At 57.1% G+C, this 20,121-nt stretch carries 15 protein-coding genes; 12 read left to right on the top strand and 3 right to left on the bottom strand.

The window, feature by feature from the left end; all coding sequences use genetic code 11:
- Window positions 1-141 precede the first annotated feature (141 nt).
- Window positions 142-1,278: a site-specific DNA-methyltransferase gene (locus tag BLM14_RS13270; protein ID WP_099999786.1), complete on the top strand. Its 1,137-nt coding sequence runs from the start codon at window positions 142-144 to the stop codon at window positions 1,276-1,278.
- A 96-nt stretch (window positions 1,279-1,374) separates the two neighbouring features.
- Here BLM14_RS13270 and BLM14_RS13265 read toward each other — a convergent pair whose 3' ends face one another.
- Window positions 1,375-1,986, bottom strand: coding sequence for an HAD family hydrolase (locus BLM14_RS13265; RefSeq protein WP_099999785.1), 612 nt, complete (start codon window positions 1,984-1,986; stop codon window positions 1,375-1,377).
- On the bottom strand, window positions 1,983-3,062 hold the full coding sequence (gene mutY, locus BLM14_RS13260) for an A/G-specific adenine glycosylase (RefSeq protein WP_099999784.1): 1,080 nt from the start codon (window positions 3,060-3,062) through the stop codon (window positions 1,983-1,985). The genes BLM14_RS13265 and mutY overlap by 4 nt, the downstream gene beginning before the upstream one ends.
- Window positions 3,063-3,150: 88 nt before the next feature.
- Between mutY and BLM14_RS13255 the strand changes: the two genes are divergently transcribed.
- The 11 genes from BLM14_RS13255 to BLM14_RS13205 all read left to right on the top strand — a co-directional run bounded on the left by BLM14_RS13255 (window position 3,151) and on the right by BLM14_RS13205 (window position 18,636).
- Entirely contained in the window at window positions 3,151-4,461 is a 1,311-nt protein-coding gene (locus BLM14_RS13255; protein ID WP_099999783.1) for an O-antigen ligase family protein, read from the top strand.
- Window positions 4,462-4,512: 51 nt separating this feature from the next.
- Complete coding sequence (locus BLM14_RS13250; protein WP_099999782.1) at window positions 4,513-5,487, top strand: SDR family NAD(P)-dependent oxidoreductase; 975 nt, start codon at window positions 4,513-4,515, stop codon at window positions 5,485-5,487.
- 30 nt (window positions 5,488-5,517) lie between these two features.
- Window positions 5,518-6,018, top strand: a complete 501-nt coding sequence (locus tag BLM14_RS13245) for a DUF721 domain-containing protein (protein WP_099999781.1) — start codon at window positions 5,518-5,520, stop codon at window positions 6,016-6,018.
- Window positions 6,019-6,151: 133 nt separating this feature from the next.
- Window positions 6,152-6,865, top strand: a complete 714-nt coding sequence (locus BLM14_RS13240) for a DsbA family protein (protein WP_099999780.1) — start codon at window positions 6,152-6,154, stop codon at window positions 6,863-6,865.
- An 87-nt stretch (window positions 6,866-6,952) separates the two neighbouring features.
- Window positions 6,953-10,411 carry a chromosome segregation protein SMC gene (gene smc, locus BLM14_RS13235; RefSeq protein WP_099999779.1) on the top strand — a complete coding sequence of 1,153 codons (3,459 nt, stop codon included), beginning with the start codon at window positions 6,953-6,955 and terminating at the stop codon, window positions 10,409-10,411.
- A gap of 159 nt (window positions 10,412-10,570) precedes the next feature.
- Window positions 10,571-13,234 carry a pyruvate, phosphate dikinase gene (gene ppdK, locus BLM14_RS13230; RefSeq protein ID WP_099999778.1) on the top strand — a complete coding sequence of 888 codons (2,664 nt, stop codon included), beginning with the start codon at window positions 10,571-10,573 and terminating at the stop codon, window positions 13,232-13,234.
- A gap of 69 nt (window positions 13,235-13,303) precedes the next feature.
- Window positions 13,304-14,065: a polysaccharide deacetylase family protein gene (locus BLM14_RS13225; protein WP_099999777.1), complete on the top strand. Its 762-nt coding sequence runs from the start codon at window positions 13,304-13,306 to the stop codon at window positions 14,063-14,065.
- 357 nt (window positions 14,066-14,422) lie between these two features.
- Window positions 14,423-14,818, top strand: a complete 396-nt coding sequence (locus tag BLM14_RS13220; protein WP_099999776.1) for a hypothetical protein — start codon at window positions 14,423-14,425, stop codon at window positions 14,816-14,818.
- Window positions 14,815-16,029, top strand: coding sequence for a TIM-barrel domain-containing protein (locus BLM14_RS32365; protein WP_099999775.1), 1,215 nt, complete (start codon window positions 14,815-14,817; stop codon window positions 16,027-16,029). Before BLM14_RS13220 ends, BLM14_RS32365 begins: the two co-directional genes overlap by 4 nt.
- 91 nt (window positions 16,030-16,120) lie before the next feature.
- Window positions 16,121-17,128: a TIM-barrel domain-containing protein gene (locus BLM14_RS32360; RefSeq protein ID WP_099999774.1), complete on the top strand. Its 1,008-nt coding sequence runs from the start codon at window positions 16,121-16,123 to the stop codon at window positions 17,126-17,128.
- 149 nt (window positions 17,129-17,277) lie between these two features.
- Window positions 17,278-18,636, top strand: a complete 1,359-nt coding sequence (locus BLM14_RS13205) for an esterase-like activity of phytase family protein (protein ID WP_099999773.1) — start codon at window positions 17,278-17,280, stop codon at window positions 18,634-18,636.
- A gap of 45 nt (window positions 18,637-18,681) precedes the next feature.
- On the opposite strand, the gene BLM14_RS13200 is transcribed toward BLM14_RS13205, so the two are convergent.
- Window positions 18,682-20,079, bottom strand: a complete 1,398-nt coding sequence (locus BLM14_RS13200) for an aminotransferase (RefSeq protein ID WP_099999772.1) — start codon at window positions 20,077-20,079, stop codon at window positions 18,682-18,684.
- Between the last annotated feature and the right edge of the window lie 42 nt (window positions 20,080-20,121).

The raw sequence follows: 20,121 nt of genomic DNA, 5'->3' as shown, positions 1-20,121 counted from the left end.
CATCGACTACACTCTTATTGCCATTGCGTCAAAGAAAAGCGGACCACGCATGACGATCGATTTCATTCGCTCTTAACGCGATATTTACCCTGCGCAGTAACCATAAGGATCAGTAAAGCGTCTCCAGTAATCGAGTATCACATGTCTGTTGTCCGTCTCGTGAATGAACTGCCCCAGGCAGCGCCGCAAGCCTCCTGGCTCGACACCATTCTCAAAGGCGACTGCGTCGCCGCCCTCAACCGTCTGCCCGATCATTCGATCGATATTATTTTCGCTGACCCTCCCTACAATCTTCAGCTCGACGGTGACTTGCACCGTCCGGATCAGTCGAAAGTAGATGCAGTCGACGATCATTGGGATCAGTTCGAAAGCTTCTCTGCTTATGATGCCTTTACGCGGGCATGGCTTCTGGCTTGCCGCCGTGTGCTTAAGCCGAATGGCACGATCTGGGTCATCGGCTCCTATCACAACATTTTCCGCGTTGGTGCCACCATGCAGGATCTGGGATTCTGGATGCTCAACGACATCATCTGGCGCAAGAACAATCCGATGCCGAATTTTCGGGGCCGACGCTTCCAGAATGCCCATGAGACAATGATATGGGCATCACGTGATCAAAAATCAAAAGGCTACACATTCAACTATGAGGCGATGAAGGCCGCCAATGACGACCTGCAGATGCGGTCGGACTGGCTCTTTCCTATTTGCACCGGTGCGGAGCGTCTTAAAGATGAGAATGGCGACAAGATACACCCAACCCAAAAGCCGGAAGCCCTGCTGGCCCGCATTCTTATGGCTTCATCGAAACCAGGCGATATCATTCTCGATCCCTTCTTCGGATCAGGAACCACGGGTGCGGTCGCAAAACGGCTCGGGCGCCACTTTGTCGGCATCGAGCGGGAGCAAAAATACATCGATGCTGCGACGGCTCGCATCGCTTCGGTGGAACCACTAGCCGGAGCCGAACTCACAGTCATGACCGGCAAGCGTGCGGAACCGCGTGTTGCCTTCGGCAGCATCGTTGAATCCGGCATGTTGAAGCCCGGAGCAATCCTGAGCGATGCGCGGCAACGTCATGCAGCGATTGTCCGGGCCGACGGGACCGTGACAACGGGTGGCGATGCTGGATCGATCCATCGCATGGGCGCAAAAGTCCAGGGGCTGGACGCCTGCAACGGCTGGACATTCTGGCATTTCGAAGATGACGCGGGTGTGCTTAAGCCGATCGACGAACTGCGCCAGCAAGTCCGCAGCGGCATGGTTTCCGCCGGCGGCTGAGAGATCCGATCGGACGAGGACCTCCAGTGCCGTTCTGATCCCGAAACGCCCAGGGCATGCCTTGGGCGTTTCGCCGTTATATGGCTTTCAAAACAGTCAGACGCGAATTCCGAGGCCATTCAGGTCTGCCCTGAGCGTCTCGGGATCGATGAATTGCACCGACTGCCAGCCTGCCGTCTTGGCTCCCGCAACATTCTTTGCGCTGTCATCTATGAACAGCGTCGCCGAGGGCTCCAGTTCGAATGCCGCGACATGGTGGTCGTAGATGGCTTTGTCCGGTTTGATCAGGCCAATATCCCCTGAAACCGTAACGCCGCGGCTCTCCGTCAAAAAGGGAAAGCGTTCCCAGGCTTCGCGCAATGTATCCGACGCGAAATTGGTGAGCATCGTCACATCATGGCCATCGGCGATCAGTTTGCGCATGATATCAACGCTGCCGTCGATCGAATGCGTGATCATTTGATGCCAATTCTCACGGAAGGCGCGAATATGGTGTTCGCGGTCGGGAAAGTCCGCAATCAAGAGCGCTTCGGCTTCATGCCACTTCCGCCCGCGATCCTGCTCGATATTCCAGGCGCTCGTGCAGACATTGTCGAAGAACCATTTGCGCTCCTCCGCGTCGGGAATGACGTCCCGGAATGCTGCATCCGGGTCGTAGTGAATAAGCACCTGCCCAATGTCGAAAACGATATGCTTGACGGATGTCATTCCTCTTTCCTTCTCTTTGCGAACGCGTCCGGGATGGCCGCAGCAATGGCCTTTTTCATGACGGTGGGCAACGCCTCACCCGTTAATTTTTCGACTTTGACCCACCAGCCATCGGCAGCGATATCCTTTTGGACTTCACCTGCCCTGTAGATCGCAAGGCGCAGTTCAAAATGAGTGAAAACATGGGTAATGCTGCCAGCGGAAATCCAGTTTGCTGGAAAGGGTGCTGCATCCACGTCCGTGTCTCCGTCCAGACGAGCGGTCCAGCCGGTCGTCGGGACTTCGGCCATCCCACCGAGCAGGCCAGTTTCGATGCGGCTGCGCAGAAACACCTCGCCGTCTGTTGAGGCGGCAACAAAGGCGGCGCCGACACGCACAGGTTTTTCCTTTTTCGGAGCCTTTACCGGAAAGAACTCTGGATCCGTTGTTCGCAACGCCTCGCAGTTGTCGTTAAGGGGGCAAATGACACAAGCCGGTCGCCTCGGCGTGCAGATGGTTGCCCCCAGATCCATCATGGCTTGCGCGAAATCCCCGGGGCGCTCATCGGGTGTGATCGCCTGCATCCGTAACCGAATTTCCGGTTTGGCGAAGGGCATGGGTGTTGCCAGCGCATAGAGCCGGGTGATCACACGCTCGACATTGCCATCAACCACGGCGGTGGGCAGATCGAACGCGATCGACGCAATTGCCGCTGCTGTGTAGTCGCCAATGCCTGGCAACGACTTTAAGCCAGCCACATCAATGGGGAAACGTCCGCCAAATTCCGCGCAGACGATGTCGGCGCATTTCTTGAGGTTGCGAGCGCGTGAATAATAGCCGAGTCCCGCCCAGGCGCGCAGCACATCATCCTGACTGGCGGAGGCTAGATGGGTAACCGTCGGCCACTTTTCGGTGAATGCGCGGAAATATGGCTTCACTGCTTCGACGGTCGTCTGTTGCAGCATGATTTCTGAAAGCCAGACTCGGTAAGGATCCGCAACCACTCCCGCGAGGCGGTCGCGCGGCGAAATGCGCCATGGTAGAATCCGATGATGAGAATCATACCAGTGGAGTAGTTTGACGGTTATCGGTTGCATCAATTCTAAACTGCGCTACACGGAAGTGAAGCGACTTGTTTGACAAAACGGCTGCCAAAGTGAAATTCAGAAATATTCGGAATCATAGATGTTTCCAGATCAGTTGACCAAGGCATTTATGCTCCCGACCAGGGGGCATTTTGTTGGAATCGATCGCAATAATCGCCTCTTTACACTTTTGTTTGCGCTGTTTCCTGGTTTATTGGCAAGCGGAACTTCGGTGACGCTGGTGTTCGCCTTTCTCTGGGCGTTGATTTCGCTGGTTACAAAGCGATTTGCGTTCAATTTGACCCGATCGGACAAAATTGTCGCCTGGTGTGTAACCTTCTATGTTTTGGTGACGATTCTCTCTGTCGTGATTCATCCCAATCCGGAAAAGGGCTGGGCATACCTTCTCAAGATGATCCCCTTTCTTGCAATCTGGGCGATCCTGCCGCGCCTTCGCGCCGGCATCTCGGGCCGACTGGTACCGTTTTTGATCACAGGCGCCGGCATCGGCATGATCGGTTCACTCGTTTTCAGCATCGTGCAAATCGCGTTCTTGTCCTCTAGAGCCGAAGGAGGCGCCGGCAATGCCGCCGTTTTCGGGCTGTTCGCTGTGCTATTCGGCAGCATCTCGTTGCTGAACGCACACTCCGACAGCAGGACTGAACGCGCCATTGCAATTGCCGGTTTCGCGTGCGGGATGGTCTGCGCTTTCCTGTCGGGTACGCGGTCGGCCTGGCTGGTGATGCCGTTCCACTTCATCATTCTGTACTGGTATTTGCGCGGACAATCGCTGCCGACACTTACAAATGCGGCGAAAGTGGTCGGAACGGTTTTGATTGTTGCTGTCCTTGCCGTGGGGGCAATGAAAGTAGCCGAACGCTACCATGCGTTGGAGAACGATATTGTTCAACTGGATCAGCAACCTGACAATATCAGCTCGCTGAAAGCACGATTGCTGCTCTGGTCGGCAGCCAGACAAGCATTTCTGGAATCCCCATTGATCGGCCAGGGTCCGCAGAACCGTATGTCCCTTGTCTATGAGACGTTGCATCTGCCGGTCGACAAGCAAATGACGTTCACCCATGTCCACAATGGGTTCTTGAATGCTGCCGTTGACGCCGGAATTCTCGGAATTCTTGGGGTGCTTTCACTCCTGGCAGCCCCGATAATCGCTGCTCGCAGCAAAGCACCGGGCCCGGGACGCGATCTGGCAACGGCTCTTTCGCTTCTGCTTGTCACCAGCTATGTAATCACCGGCATGTTCGGGATCATGTTCGGCCACGATGCGACCGACGCTGTTTTCACCTATCTCACGATCATGATCTGCTGGATCGAGGGAAATTCGCCCTATCTGTCGGTGCAAAAAGTGGCTCATCTGGCAGATGCCGACGCGATTGCCTTGAGAGCTTGAAGATAGAAGACTGCAGCCACCAAAATAAACTCGAATGAAATCAGGTATTACATGAAGGCCATCGTTACAGGAGCAGCAGGCTTTATCGGGTTTCATGTCGCAAAGAGGCTCGCCAGCGAAGGGTTTGACATTGTCGCAATCGACAATCTCAACGATTATTATCCAGTTGCGCTGAAGGAAACTCGCCTCTCAGCGCTGGACGGTCAGTCCAATATTCGTTTTGTTCGCGCCAACATTGCAAACCCCAGAGAATTTGCCGAGGCAATAGCCGGCGACACGGATGCCGATATTATCGTCCACCTGGCCGCTCAAGCTGGAGTGCGCTATTCGGTCGAGAACCCGGCCGCCTATGTCGATGCCAATGTCCACGGTCAGGTAACGGTTTTCGAACAGGCGCGCCAAATGCCGAAGCGCCCGCCAGTGGTCTATGCCAGTTCGTCGTCCGTTTATGGTGCCAATACGAAGGTGCCGTTTTCGGAAGGCGATCCTGTCGATCATCCGGTGTCGGTTTACGCCGCGACCAAGCGTTCAGGGGAGCTTCTTGCCCACTCCTATCGACATGTTCACAAGGTTGCTTCGACCGGTTTGCGGTTCTTCACCGTGTACGGCCCTTATGGTCGACCGGACATGGCTCCCTGGCTCTTCACAGACGCCATCCTGAAAGGCGAGCCGATCAAGGTTTACAATCATGGCCGTATGGAGCGAGACTTCACGTTCATCGATGATATCGTCAATGGTGTATTTGGCGCGGTAAGTCGCATATTGGCGAATCCGGATGAAACCGCGCCGATATATAATCTTGGCAACAACAAGCCGGTTGCTTTGATGCGTTTCATTGAAATTATCGAGAAGGCCTGCGGTCGCGAAGCCATCAAACAATTCGCGCCGATGCCGCCTGCTGATGTAGAACGCACTTACGCGGACATCGATTTGGCCGCCCGCGATCTTGGTTTTTCGCCTACCACGTCGCTGGAAGAAGGCATACCTTTGTTCGTTGAGTGGTTTCGCGGCTATAATGGCCGCTGATGTTTCCTCTGGAACGGGCGGACTGGTCCAATGAATGACGACCGCAGCAAAAAGGGCTTCCGGCCGCTTGCCGATCCTGCCGCCGGCATTCTGGATCCCGTACTGCGCAAGCGGGCAGGGATCACCATCGAACTTGTTCAAGCCTGGGAAGAGGTTGTCGGATCCGCCTTGGGAGAACAGTCCCGGCCACTTAAGCTTCTCTGGCCGCGCCGGGCGCATGAGGACGACCCGTTTCAGCCGGCCACGCTGGTGATCGCCTGCCAGGGCTTCACGGCGATGCGCATTCAGCACGAAACGGGTGAAATCATCAGCCGCGTCAATTCCTTTCTTGGATTTGCCGCAGTCGGGCGCATCAGGATCGAGCAGAAGCCTGTATCCCAACCTGTCGCAAAGCGTCGTACCCTGCCGCCCGTCGATGCCGCCACGGCTGCCAAGATCAGCCGATCGGTCGAGCCAATCGAGGATGAAAGTCTTCGCGAAGCGCTGCAGCGGCTCGGCCAAAGCATCCACGCTGAGAAGATCAAACGCTGATCCTTCTATGAATTCGCGGACATTGGATCACGAAAAATTCAAAGACAGAATGCATGGTCTGCCTTAAAGAGACTGGCATGAGGCTCTAACGAGTCACTCGAAACATAATCAACACCGGAGACAGGTGATCCTTATGACTGAATTGCTGACCCGCAGAAAAATTCTGACACTTGCCGCCGTTTCTACGGCTGCCATCGCCATGGCCGGCAGTCAGGCTTGGTCAGAAGATGCCGCAAAGCCGGCGGAAAATGCGACCCAGGTCCCGAATGCATCAGGGGTACAAGCACCGCCACCCGCCGGTAAAGTCGATGAAGCGAAACTCATGGCTGCCGGCTCACTGAAAGATATGGTGATGGGCAAGCCCGAGGCCCCGGTGACGATCGTCGAATATGCTTCGATGACCTGCCCGCACTGCGCGCATTTCGCTACAACGACGCTGCCAGCCATCAAGGAAAAATACATCGATACCGGCAAGGCGAAGCTGATCCTGCGTGAGTTCCCATTCGACCCGCGCGCTGCCGCCGCCTTCATGCTGGCGCGCTGCGCACCCGAAGAGCGCTATTATCCGTTGGTTGAAGTTCTGTTCAAACAGCAGGAACAGTGGGCCGGAGCGGCAAATGCCGAGGAACCTTTGCTGCAAATCTCCAAATTGGCAGGTTTTACACAGGAGTCCTTCAAGGCTTGCTTGACGAACCAAAAACTTCTGGATGATGTGAATGCAGTGCGTGAGCGCGGTGCCAGCGAATTCGGAGTAAACGCAACCCCGACATTCTTCATCAACGGCACCAAATACTCGGGAGCCTTATCGGTTGACGAAATGTCAGCAGTTATCGACGGTCTGCTCTAGTACCTGCTGCTCAAGTTTCGGCGGGCGCCTCGCTGCGCCCGTCATCGGACTATTTGCTTCTGCGATGTTTGGGCGAAAGGGCACCTGATGCGCTTCACCAAACTCCGCCTTCTCGGCTTCAAATCCTTCGTAGAACCGGCTGAATTTGTCATCGAAAGCGGTCTGACCGGTGTCGTAGGCCCCAACGGCTGCGGCAAGTCCAATCTTGTCGAGGCGTTGCGCTGGGTCATGGGCGAGAACTCCTACAAGAATATGCGCGCGTCCGGCATGGACGACGTGATCTTCTCGGGCTCCGGCACGCGCCCATCGCGCAATACGGCAGAAGTAACGCTTTTCCTCGACAACCAGGACCGCAGCGCTCCTTCCGCCTTCAACAATGCGGACGAACTTCAGGTTTCGCGCCGTATCGAACGCGAGGCAGGCTCAGTCTACCGCATCAACGGCAAGGATGCCCGCGCCAAGGACGTGCAACTGCTTTTCGCCGATCAGTCGACTGGTGCGCGTTCGCCGTCGATGGTTGGACAAGGGCGCATCGGCGAATTGATCCAGGCCAAACCGCAAGCGCGCCGCGCATTGCTGGAAGAGGCCGCAGGAATTTCCGGGCTGCACACCCGCCGCCACGAAGCTGAACTGCGACTGCGGGCTGCTGAACAAAATCTTGAACGTCTTGAGGATGTCGTTGGCGAGCTTGAAACGCAGATCGAGAGCCTGAAGCGCCAGTCGCGTCAGGCAAACCGTTTCAAGAGCCTGTCCGCCGATATCCGCCGGTCTGAGGCGATTCTGCTGCATTTGAAATGGTCGGTCGCCAAGGCGCATGAAGGCGAAGCGCAGTCGGCACTGTCGGTCGCGACTTCCGGCGTCGGCGATCAGGCCCAATTCCAGATGAATGCTGCCAAGGAGCAGGCTATCGGCGCACACAAGCTGCCGGATTTGCGTGACGCGGAAGCCAGGGCCGCCGCCGTTTTGCAGCGCCTGACTATCGCCCGTTCGCAGCTCAATGAGGAAGCGGAACGCATACGTGCTAGGCAAACCGAGCTGGAAAAGCGCCTGATACAGTTTACGGCCGATATTGCGCGCGAAGAACAGATGGTACGCGACAATGCCGATGTGCTTGCGCGTCTCGGCGCTGAGGAGCGGTCGCTTAACGAAGAAAACGCCAATGCTGGCGAGCGCGAGATCGAGACCCGCGCTGAATTTGAACGTGCTGACGCCAAGCTGAAGGAAAGCGAAGCCGCGCTTGCCAAGGTTACCGCCGAGCGTGCGGAAGGCTCGGCCGAACGGGCGCAGATTGAACGGAATTTGCGCGAAAGCGCTGAGCGGCGTGATCGGCTCGTCCGTCAGATGAGCGATGTCGAGCGTGATCTGTCGGCTGTCGCGGCGCAGATCGCCTCTTTGGCAGATCCCGTGGAAAAGCAGGGGCTTGTGGAAGCAGCGGAAGCTGCTCTCGAACATGCCGAAGAATCTGCCCTTGCGGCTGAGGTGGCCGTTGAGACAGCCCGCCGGCGGGAGACGGAACTTCGGCAGCCTGTGCAGGATGCACGCAGCAATCTCGGTCGAGCCGAGACGGAAGCGCGTACGCTCGCCAAGATGATCAATGTGGGCGGCTCAGACCTTTTCCCGGCAGTGGTGGAATCCGTCAAGGTCGAGAAGGGTTATGAAATCGCCCTTGGAGCAGCCCTGGGTGAGGATCTCGATGCGCCGATCGACAGAAGCGCTCCGGTTTTCTGGGGTGAAGTCGATGACTCAAGTCAAGATCCCGCATTGCCCGCAGGTCTTCAATCCCTGGCCGAGGTTGTCCGCGCCCCGCGTCAACTGGCGCGCCGCCTTGCCCAGATCGGCATTGTCGATGAAGCGGATGGATCGCGCCTGCAATCTGCGTTGAAGCCAGGCCAGCGCCTTGTGAGCCGTTCAGGCGCGCTCTGGCGCTGGGATGGTTATACCGCGAGCGCCGATGCGCCTACTCCCGCCGCGCAGCGCCTTGCCCAGAAAAACCGCCTGGCGGAACTTGATCTCGAAGTGGTCGAGGCAACAAAACGCTTGCGCGAGGCGGAGGCCGGGATTGCCGCAGCGGAAACGGAAGTGCGTCAGGCCGTCGAAACGGAGCGGACCGCGCGGGATCACTGGCGCGGCATGCAGCGGGCCGTCAGCGATGCTCGCGAGGCGCTGGCTGCTGCGGAACGAGCATCCGGGCAACTATCCAGCCGCCGTGCTGCTCTCGACGAGGGCAAGGCCCGGCTCGCCGAAAGCCTCGAGGAAACGCAGGAACAGTTCGTTGAAGCAGAAACACGGCTTTCAAACGCTGTTGATCTGCAGGAAGTCAATATCAGGCTTGCAAACCTGACGAGCGAAGTCACGCTGGATCGCGCAGCACTGGCAGAAGCGCGGGCGATCCATGACGGACTGCGCCGCGACGCCGATAATCGCATGCGCCGGCTCGAATCGATCGGCTACGAGCGCAGAAGCTGGATCGACCGCGCCGACAATGCCGACCGGCAGATCAAATCGCTTGCCGAACGTCGCCTGGAGGCCGAGCGCGAGGCGGAAAACCTTGCGGATGCGCCAGACGAACTCGCCGAGCGTAACCGCACGCTGCTTTCGCAATTGTCGGAGGCGGAGACTTTGCGCAAGGACGCCGCCGACAGGCTTGCCGTCGCCGAAGCCCGGCAACAGGAACTGGACAAAGCCGCCACTGACGCCATTCAGGCTCTCGCGACAGCGCGCGAGGGCAGGGCACGCGCCGAAGAACGCCTGGCTGCGGCGCAGGAGCGGCGCAAGGACGCTGAAACCCGTATTGTCGAAGCATTGAACTGTGCGCCGCATGAGGCGATGAAACTGACCGGGCTTGGCGCCGATGATCCTGTGCCCGATGTCGATGCCACCGAACGCAACCTTGAGCGTCTCCGGATCGAGCGTGAGCGTCTCGGCGCCGTGAACCTGCGGGCTGAAGAAGAGCAGGAAGAATTGTCAGCGCGGCTTGAAGCCATTGTCAGCGAGCGTGAAGACATTATCGAGGCTGTCAAGAAACTGCGTCAGGCAATCCAGAGTCTGAACCGTGAGGGCCGCGAACGTCTGCTGGCCGCATTCGAAGTGGTCAATGTCCAGTTCCAGCGCCTGTTCACTCACCTTTTTGGCGGCGGTACTGCAGAACTGCAGCTGATCGAATCGGACGATCCGCTGGAAGCCGGCCTTGAAATTCTGGCTCGCCCGCCCGGCAAGAAACCGCAGACAATGACGCTTTTGTCCGGCGGCGAGCAGGCCTTGACGGCAATGGCTTTGATATTTGCGGTGTTCCTGACCAATCCTGCGCCGATCTGTGTGCTCGATGAGGTGGATGCACCGCTTGATGACCATAATGTCGAGCGTTTCTGCAATCTCATGGACGAAATGGCCTCATCAACCGATACGCGATTTGTGGTGATCACCCACAATCCGATCACCATGGCGCGTATGAACCGCCTCTTCGGCGTAACCATGGCCGAGCAGGGCGTCAGCCAGCTGGTTTCCGTCGATCTTCAGACCGCCGAGCAGCTGCGCGAAGCGAGCTGATGCGATGTCCTGGGCCTTTCAAATGACGAAGGATTTCAAAGCTTAACGCGGATTTACTCTGCTAATCGATTTGAATGGTGCAATGCAGCATTTTTTGATGGTGCTTGACGGATTGATCGCGTAGACCTCTCTTGTGCTCTGGCGGCATGGGAGGCTGCGATGGTGAAATGGGTCTACACGTTCGGCGATGGCAAGGCAGAAGGTTCTGCTGGTGATCGCAATCTTTTGGGTGGAAAAGGCGCAAATCTTGCCGAAATGTGCGCCCTCGGGCTGCCTGTTCCACCAGGGTTCACCATCACGTCCGAAGTTTGCAACCGGTTCTACGACGACGGCCGCCAATACCCCGAGACGCTTGAAACGGACGTAACAAAGGCCCTGGTACATATAGCCAGGATCACGGGCCGCACCTTCGGCGACAGGGAAAGGCCTCTGCTCGTCTCCGTGCGCTCGGGTTCTCGTGCGTCCATGCCTGGCATGATGGATACAGTTCTCAATCTTGGTCTTAATGATGAGACAGTGGAAGCGATTGCACGCGAAACCGGCGATGCTCGCTTTGCCTATGACAGTTACCGTCGCTTTATCCAGATGTATTCCGACGTCGTGATGGGCCTGGACCATTCGGTATTCGAGGAGATCCTCGAGGATACCAAGGCCAATCTCGGCCATGAAGTCGATACGGCCCTCACGGCCGAAGACTGGAAGAACGTCATTTCCCTTTACAAGGCGAAGATCGAGGAAGAACTCGAAGAGTCCTTCCCGCAGGATCCGGAAAAGCAGCTGTGGGGCGCCATTGGCGCAGTGTTCTCCAGCTGGATGAATACGCGCGCGATCACCTATCGCCGCCTGCACAATATTCCCGAAAGCTGGGGGACTGCCGTCAATATCCAGGCGATGGTCTTTGGCAATATGGGGGATCGGTCGGCGACCGGCGTCGCCTTCACCCGCAACCCTTCCACGGGCGAGAAGAAGCTCTATGGCGAGTTTCTGGTCAACGCTCAGGGCGAGGACGTGGTGGCTGGCATTCGCACGCCGCAAAATATTACGGAAGAAGCGCGCATAGCAGCAGGATCGGACAAGCCATCGCTCGAGAAGGTCATGCCGGATGCGTTTGCCGAGTTCTGCGCCGTGTCAGAACGGCTTGAGCAACATTATACCGACATGCAGGACCTCGAGTTCACCATCGAGAACGGCAAGCTCTGGATGTTGCAGACACGCTCTGGCAAGCGGACAGCGAAAGCTGCGTTGAAGATTGCCGTGGAAATGGCCGAGGAAGGCCTGATTTCACGCGAGGAAGCCGTCTTGCGCATCGACCCCGCTTCGCTGGACCAGCTACTCCACCCGACCATTGACCCAAAGGCGAAGCGTGATGTCATCGGCAGCGGCCTTCCGGCATCGCCGGGCGCCGCTACCGGCGAAATTGTTTTCTCTTCGGAAGATGCCGAACAGCTGAAATCGGAAGGGCGCAAGGCCATTCTCGTCCGCATCGAGACGAGCCCCGAAGACATTCACGGCATGCACGCTGCTGAAGCCATCCTGACCACCCGGGGCGGTATGACCAGTCATGCCGCCGTGGTGGCGCGCGGCATGGGCAAGCCCTGTGTTTCAGGCGCAGGTGCGCTGCGTGTTGACTATCGCAACGAAACCCTGCTCGCCATGGGCGTCGTGCTCAAGAAGGGCGACATCATCACGATCGATGGCGGTATCGGTCAGGTATTGAAGGGCGCTGTGCCCATGTTGCAGCCAGAGCTTTCTGGAGATTTCGGTAAGATCATGGAATGGGCCGACGGGGCACGGCGCATGAGGGTGCGCGCCAATGCAGAGACACCTGCCGATGCTCGAATGGCTCGCTCATTCGGTGCCGAAGGTATCGGCCTTTGCCGTACAGAACATATGTTCTTCGAGGGCGAGCGCATTATCGCCATGCGCGAGATGATCTTGGCTGACAACGAGAATGGCCGCCGCGCTGCACTCGACAAGCTGTTGCCGATGCAGAGGTCCGATTTTGTCGAATTGTTCGAAATCATGAACGGTTTGCCGGTCACGATTCGCCTGCTTGACCCGCCTTTGCATGAATTCCTGCCGAAGACGGAAGAGGAAATCGCCGAAGTTGCCGCTGCCATGAATGTCAGTGTGGACAAGCTGCGTGAGCGAACTGAAAGCCTGCACGAATTCAATCCCATGCTGGGTCATCGCGGTTGTCGGCTTGCCATTTCCTATCCGGAAATTGCCGAGATGCAGGCGCGGGCGATTTTCGAAGCGGCGGTCGAAGCGGCCAAATCGACCGGCGCACCAGTCGAACCGGAAATCATGGTGCCGCTCGTCGGACTTCGTGCCGAACTGGATTTCGTCAAGGCGCGCATCGACGCTGTTGCTGCCGATGTGATGAAGGAAGCGGACATCAAGATCAACTATCTGGTCGGTACAATGATCGAACTGCCGCGCGCTGCGGTGCGTGCGCACTCGATTGCCGAAGTTGCCGAATTTTTCTCCTTTGGCACCAACGATTTGACCCAAACGACATTTGGTATCTCGCGTGATGACGCTTCGTCCTTTTTGATGACCTATCAGATGAAAGGCATTATCGAGGAGGATCCGTTCGTGTCGATCGATGTGGATGGCGTGGGCGAACTGGTGCGACTCGCCGTGGAAAAAGGCAGGGCAACGCGTCCCGGCATCAAGCTGGGCATCTGCGGCGAACACGGCGGAGACCCGGCCTCGATCCATTTTTGCGAGGAAACCGGGCTGGACTACGTCTCCTGCTCGCCGTTCCGGGTCCCGATTGCTCGCCTGGCTGCTGCTCAGGCATCGGCCAAATCAAAGTAAACCCAAAGGCGATCCTGCCACAAATCCGCTTGTTTCCGCGCGTCTATCTCTGCGCGGATTCCCTCGGACATGGCTCGCATCGTGCATAAAACTTCCGCTCTTTTTCCAGTTCTCTTTCTCATCCTATCGGTCAGTGGTGTGTCGGCCAGCGAACATCCGCACTTTGTCGAACCCAAGCTCTATATAGACAAGGGTGGCAAAGCCGCGCCGCAGGTTGCCTTGACGCTCGATGCGTGCGCCGGCCAGACCGATCTGCGCATCGTGAACATGCTGGTGGAGAACCATATCCCGGCAACCATCTTTGTCACGGGCCGCTGGCTGAAGCGCAACGCCGCTGCGCTTGGCATATTGAAAGCGCATCCAGACCTGTTCGAGCTCGAAAATCATGGCCTGAACCATGTTCCGGCTATCGACGACCAGCCGACAATGTTCGGCTTGAAGACCGCCGGCTCTCAGGCTGCCATCCGTGCCGAGATTCAGGGTGGCGTCGATGCCATGCAAACTGCGACGGTAACAAAACCGGCCTGGTATCGCGATGCGACGGCCCGCTATAGCGACGATGCGATTACGCTGATCCACCAGATGGGATATCGCGTGGCAGGCTATTCGCTCAATGCGGATATGGGGGCATCGCTGCTGGCCGGCCAGGTGGAAAAGCGCATCGCAGCCGCCAAGGACGGTGACGTCATCATCGCCCATGTCAACCAGCCGTCCCGTGTCGCAGGGGAAGGGGTGGTCAAGGGCATTCTGGCGCTGAAGCAGAAAGGCTTCCGTTTCGTTCGTCTGGAGGACGTTCAGGAGACGGAACGTTCGGCACAACCTGGGGTTTGAATTCCTCCAAGAGCAGCTTCCAAGGTTTTTTATGCGACTATCGAATAATTGACGGAATTTCGTATTCGTGTTTTTTCCTTGCTGCGCTCGTCTGCGCGGCACCTTGGGAGGGGGCTACCTGTATGAAAATTCGATAGTTTAAACGATGGTGCGGGCTACAACCTCGCACAATTTGATTTTTTGACGAACAATTCTTTTTTGAGCAAGAACCAGGTCCCGATAATGCAGGATTGGTGAACGTACAGTGATGGCAACCCGCCAACTGTGCGACGATCTCGCATGCCCGATGGCACGCAGATCCTTCCGGCTGCTTTGTCGATTTGTTTTTACTGATCCGATTTTGAGGGAGGAATTATTTTGAACCGCGTTCAATTTTCCATTTTAAGTTTGATGTTATTGCCTGGATTGGGAGGCTGCAATGACAGCAATTCTTCGCAGGACACAGGCGGCGGAACCTTTATTGCAGGGTCACCCGGGGAGAAGGGCCCGACCGGAGACAAGGGATTCTCAGGCGGAGGCGTTGCCGACGTCATATCGTTGGCCAGTGGCACGATCACGCCAAGGTCCGGCGGCTTCGATATCCAGCTGGGAGAAGATGTTCTTGAGGTCCGTGCAGCCGCCCCGAATGCTTTGCGGCTTCATTACATGCTAGAGGGTGAGTCGGACCAGCCGACCCAGGTCGTCGATCCCGATCTCAAGTTTGACGTTGCATTTCAATTGATTCCGGACCCGGCTGGCAAGGGAGTGGCTTGAAGACGGAAGCTTTCACCGCGGCGTGGGACGGTACGTTGCGGCGGCTCATCGTTACAAACGTCGACGGACAACAACTCATGGCGGTTCGGGCCAGTGATTTGCGCAGGGGGAGGGTCATCGTGCAGCACAATCCAGCCGATACGTTGTACGGCATCAATGGAAGCGGCAGGCTGCTGAGGGACTATAACACCGATCAATATGACGAGGAATCTGCAGCAGGACTTGTCCGCGACCAACAGGAAGGGCTGGAAGCCGGCGCGCACGGGCATGCTGGAGCGCCACTTGTCTGGAGTACGGCTGGCTATGGCGTTCTCGTCGATACGATGGGATCCATCACGCGGGCAGTCGATCTGCGCACCAAGGGTAGCATAGCGTTTGCCACTGTATCGAAGGATGATCCTGACGCTTATCTGATCGTTGGCAACCCGAAGGAAGTATTTGGCGCCGTGGCAAAAATCAGTGGGAGGACCCCGCTCTTTCCACGATGGGCCATGGGCTTCATGAACAGCGCATGGGGCGCCGACACTCAATGGAGCGGAACCAACAACGGCGACGGCATGACCGAAGCGAAGCTGAAAAACATCATCGAGGGCTATCGCGGGGTTTACCCTACCGGAAGTCCCGTTCCCCCTGAAGTGCGCGCTCCGGCCGGAACTCCACCAACCAGGATTCCGCTTGACGCCTTTATCTTCGACCTCGACTGGATGAACTGGGCGCGACAAGACATTTCCTACAGCCAGTTCACTTGGAACACGGCAAAATTTCCAAGTGCAACGATCGTTTCACCCCCAGATCAGCCCAATCTGAAGAAGTGGATGAATGATCGCGGCGTCAAGATGGCTGGTATTCTCAAGCCGAGATTGCCAACATCTTCACCGGAAGCAGCCGAGATAAGCCGTCTTGGTTTCTGGATGCCCAATGCCCCTTCTGTACCCGATTATTTCAGATCGGAAACGGAGATGCGGCATTTTGATTTCTCCAATCCCGATGCCCGCAAGTGGTACTTCGACCACCTCGAGGATGCGTTCGACGCAGGCATTGCCGGCTGGTGGAACGATGAGGCGGATTCGAGCAGGGGCCCCAACGGGGACAATGAAACCGAAGGAACGGACATGCAGCGCGCGGTCTATGAAGGGCAGCGCGCCTATTGGAACCAGCGTGTATTTTCCATCAACCGCAATTTCTACTTGGGTGCCCAGCGTTATGCCTAGGCCTTTGGTCGGGCGATATCAACAATGGTTTTGACAGCATGGCAATCCAGCGCCAGAGAATGCTGAGTTCGATCAATGCCGGTGCCATGCAATGACCATGGATACGGGCGGATTCTTCAATGGCAACGGTCTCGGTCCGGATGGAGGCACTGGAAATGAGGACTATGCGCGCTGGATGCAATTTGCCGCTTTCACGCCCATCATGCGGGTCCATGCGACGAACGGCAATCAACGCCAGCCATGGTTTTATGTGCCGCAAGGGCAGCGGGTTGGCGAAACGGCTGCCGTGGAGGCGATCAGGCTGCGTTATCGGCTCGTTCCCTATATCTACAGCTATGAGCACCAGCGCAGGAAAACCGGCGTCGGTATTGTCCGGCCGCTGATCTTCGACTGGCCGCAAGACCAGAACGTAAGAAACACCATCGATTCCTGGCTCTTCGGTGAATGGCTTCTCGCTTCGCCTGTCGTTGAGGAGGGTCAGCAAAACAAGAATGTCTATCTGCCAGATGGCAACTGGACTCGCTGGAGCTCGGGCGCGACCGATCAGGGCAGACAAACGGTCAGCTTCAATACCCGGACATGGGAAAGAAATTTTCCGTTGTTCATCCGCGCGGGGGCGATCATCCCCATGATGAGCGATGCGGATGCAAATCCTGCGTCGGAGACGTATGTTACGTCGGTCGGCGGGTGGCATCCAACTGAACTCAACGTCGAAGTGTTCCCAGATGCGAAGCTGACTTCATTCGACTATTACGATGATGACGGCGATAGCTATGATTACGAGAAAGGGGAGTATTTCCTGCAGACGCTATCGGTGCAGAGGTCTGGCACTCAGGTGACATTCGAAACCGCTTCTCCCGATCCCGTCGGCAGCTTCAAGCCGCAGTTGCAGTACTACACCGTGAAGATTCACGGCAACGTTGCCAGCAGCGTCAGCATCAACGGTACCGCAATAAACCCTGTGGCAAACCTCACCTCGCTGACCGGTGCAACCGAAGGCTGGGTCGCCGGCGCCGACCCGGATCGTGGCAATATTCCAGTCACATATGTCCGCATAAAAGCTGGTGAGAAACAATCCGTCGTGCTCACGACGCGGTAATAAAACCAGCACAACAACGGTAGCGGGGATTTTCCCCGCTACCGCACCCAGGCGGTGCGTCATCAAATCTTCACGGAACGGTCAAACCGCAGAAACCAGGTCGACCTATTGGTGGAATGTTTCAGCACTCCAGCCAATTGGTGATCCCTATGCGTTTTACACTCGCTGTCTTACTTTGCGCCTCTGCACTGATCCCCGCGTCGGCTTTTGCCGCGGAACAGGAATTCAAGGCAAAGCTCGTCTCCCAGGCAATTCTCCCCGCCAACACACTGGTCAAGGCGCCGGATAACGCCCCCGAACATTTGAAAACATCGGGCAAATTCACAACAGCCGATCGCAAGCGTGCCGATGGGCTTGGCACCGTGCCGGGCAAGGATGGCGCGCGCCTGACAAATCTGTCAGTCCCGTTTGACGGCCAGCCGGTTCAGGGCTTCTCCGGCATCAAGGCAGCCGGTGACGGTACCTATTGGTCGCTTTCGGATAATGGATTCGGCTCGAAGCTCAATTCTCCCGACGCCATGCTGATGTTGCATCACCTGGCTTTCGATTGGGAAAAGGGCACCGTAACACGCAAGGAAACGATATTTCTGACCGATCCCGACAAGAAGGTGCCATTCCCGATTGTCATGGAAGGCAGCGATTCCCGCTATCTGACAGGGAGCGATCTTGACGTTGAATCGATCCAGCCCGTCGCTGACGGTTTCTGGATCGGCGATGAATTCGGCCCCTATCTCGTCAAGGTCACACGTGACGGCAAGGTGACGGATGTCGTTGCGACCAAGGTCGGCGACAAGCCGGTGCGCTCGCCGGACAATCCCGCGATCACCTTGCCGGCAAACCCGACATTGAAGAATCCTGTGTTCAATCTCAAGCGCTCCGGTGGATTTGAAGGCCTCGCCCAGTCGAAGGACGGCAGCAAGCTCTATGGTCTTCTGGAAGGGCCGCTCTTCGGCGAGGATGGTTCCGTCGAGAAAGTCGATGGCGCGCCAGCGCTGCGTATCATCGAGTTCGATATCGCATCGAAGAGCTGGACCGGACGCAGCTGGCTTTATCCGCTTGCCACCGGCGGTGAGGCAATCGGTGATTTCAACATGATCGATGACACCACCGCACTTGTCATTGAACGGGACAACGGCGCCGGCGTCGCAAGCAAGGCATGTGCCGATCCGAAGGCGCCGAAGCCGGACTGTTTTGACACGCCGGCCAAGCTCAAACGCATCTACAAGATCGAGATGACCGAGGCGAATGCCGGCGGTGCCGTGCGCAAGATCGGCTATGTCGATCTTCTCAGGATTGCCGATCCGGACAACAAGGCACGTCAGGGCGGCGGTGAAGGCTTCTACGACATTCCTTTCGTAACGATTGAGAACGTCGATATTGTTGATGACAGCCATATCATCGTGGGCAATGACAACAACCTGCCATTCTCGGCTGGTCGCGCCGTCGACAAGGCGGATGACGATGAATTCGTGATCCTGGAAGTTGGTGATTTTCTCAAGGCCCGATAAACGAAAAGGGGGCGATAAAACCGCCCCCTTTTTTCATCATGGTAGTTACTGTTGCGCGCGAAGTCCGTTCTTCGAGACATAGGCCTCGGTGTCTGCCAGTGCCTTCTCGAAGCGGTTGAACAACTCGTTGAGTTCGTCTTCGGTGATGATCATTGGCGGGCAGAATGCGATGGTATCGCCCAAGGCGCGGAGCACCGCGCCATGTCCTTCCAGGAACTTTGCAAGATTTGCTCCAACACCATGCGCCGGATCGAAAGGCCGCTTCGTCGATTTGTCAGCAACCATCTCAACAGCCCCAACAAGTCCGCAGGAACGAACTTCGCCCACAAGCGGGTGATCTTTGACTTTGTTCAACCTGGCCTCGAAGGTCGGCGTCAGGCCGCGGACATATTCGAGAATATTGCGGCGCTGGTAGATCTCGATCGCCTTGATGCCAAGGGCACAGCCCACCGGATGGCCTCCATAGGTGAAGCCATGGCCGAAAGTGCCGATCTGCGAACTCTGGTCGATATAGGCCTGATAGAGGTCTTCCGGCACCAGCACCGCGCCGAGCGGCGCATAGGCGGCGGTCAGCTGCTTGGCGGCGGAAATGGTCGTCGGCGTCATGCCAACCGACTGGCTGCCCCACCAGTTGCCGGTACGGCCGAACCCATTGATCACCTCATCGGCGATGATGAGAATATCATGCTCGCGCAGGATCGGCTCGATCGCGGCGAAATAGCCGGAAGGCGGAATGATCACGCCGCCCGCGCCCATGACGGGCTCGGCGATGAAGGCGGCAATCGTCTCCGGCCCCTCGCGTTCGATCATATCTTTCAATGACTTGGCAAGGCGTGTGACGAATTCCGCTTCGCTTTCGCCTTCCAGGCCAAAGCGGTAATGGTGCGGGCAATCCGTATGCAGGATACCTTCGACCGGCAGATCCCAGCCCTTGTGATTGCCAGGCAGGCCGGTCAGCGAGGCCGCCATGACGGTGACACCGTGATAGGCCTTGATGCGGGAGATGATCTTCTTCTTTTTAGGCCGGCCAAGCGCATTGTTGTAATACCAGGCGAGCTTCACCTGCGTGTCGTTGGCCTCGGAACCGGACGAGGTATAGAACACCTTCGAAATCGGCACGGGCGCAATTTCCTTAAGCTTTTCAGCAAGTTCGATGGCCGGTTCCATGCCCTTGCCGCCGAAGAGATGGTAGTAGGGCAGGGTGCGCATCTGCTCGTTGGCAGCCTCGATCATTTCTTCGTCGCCGAAGCCGAGGCCTGCACACCACAGCCCCGACATGCCCTCGATATATTCCTTGCCCTGGGTGTCGTAGAGATAGACACCCTTGCCGTGACCCATCACGAGCGGTCCCGTTTCCGGCAGCTTGTGGAGAGCGGTGTATGGATGCAGGACTGCGTTGATATCGCGCTGCTGGACATTGGTAAGGGGGTGGCTGTTCGCCATTTTATGACTCCGGCTTTGAAGGATGGGTAACCTTAGCCAGAC

It is taken from the genome of Phyllobacterium zundukense (genome assembly GCF_002764115.1).
GTDB classification, from domain to species: domain Bacteria; phylum Pseudomonadota; class Alphaproteobacteria; order Rhizobiales; family Rhizobiaceae; genus Phyllobacterium; species Phyllobacterium zundukense.
The sequence above is the reverse complement of the archived record's forward strand: the minus strand, read 5'-3'. Positions and strand labels throughout refer to the sequence as shown.

Excerpts from the sequence above, each read along its gene's own strand:
- BLM14_RS13255 (WP_099999783.1), top strand. The coding sequence starts at position 3,151 with ATGTTTCCAGATCAGTTGACCAAGGCATTTATGCTCCCGACCAGGGGG.
- ppdK (WP_099999778.1), top strand. The coding sequence starts at position 10,571 with ATGGTGAAATGGGTCTACACGTTCGGCGATGGCAAGGCAGAAGGTTCT.
- BLM14_RS13205 (WP_099999773.1), top strand. The coding sequence starts at position 17,278 with ATGCGTTTTACACTCGCTGTCTTACTTTGCGCCTCTGCACTGATCCCC.
- BLM14_RS13270 (WP_099999786.1), top strand. The coding sequence starts at position 142 with ATGTCTGTTGTCCGTCTCGTGAATGAACTGCCCCAGGCAGCGCCGCAA.
- BLM14_RS32360 (WP_099999774.1), top strand. The coding sequence starts at position 16,121 with ATGACCATGGATACGGGCGGATTCTTCAATGGCAACGGTCTCGGTCCG.
- smc (WP_099999779.1), top strand. The coding sequence starts at position 6,953 with ATGCGCTTCACCAAACTCCGCCTTCTCGGCTTCAAATCCTTCGTAGAA.
- BLM14_RS13200 (WP_099999772.1), bottom strand. The coding sequence starts at position 20,079 with ATGGCGAACAGCCACCCCCTTACCAATGTCCAGCAGCGCGATATCAAC.
- BLM14_RS13225 (WP_099999777.1), top strand. The coding sequence starts at position 13,304 with ATGGCTCGCATCGTGCATAAAACTTCCGCTCTTTTTCCAGTTCTCTTT.
- BLM14_RS13240 (WP_099999780.1), top strand. The coding sequence starts at position 6,152 with ATGACTGAATTGCTGACCCGCAGAAAAATTCTGACACTTGCCGCCGTT.
- BLM14_RS13250 (WP_099999782.1), top strand. The coding sequence starts at position 4,513 with ATGAAGGCCATCGTTACAGGAGCAGCAGGCTTTATCGGGTTTCATGTC.
- mutY (WP_099999784.1), bottom strand. The coding sequence starts at position 3,062 with ATGCAACCGATAACCGTCAAACTACTCCACTGGTATGATTCTCATCAT.
- BLM14_RS13265 (WP_099999785.1), bottom strand. The coding sequence starts at position 1,986 with ATGACATCCGTCAAGCATATCGTTTTCGACATTGGGCAGGTGCTTATT.
- BLM14_RS13245 (WP_099999781.1), top strand. The coding sequence starts at position 5,518 with ATGAATGACGACCGCAGCAAAAAGGGCTTCCGGCCGCTTGCCGATCCT.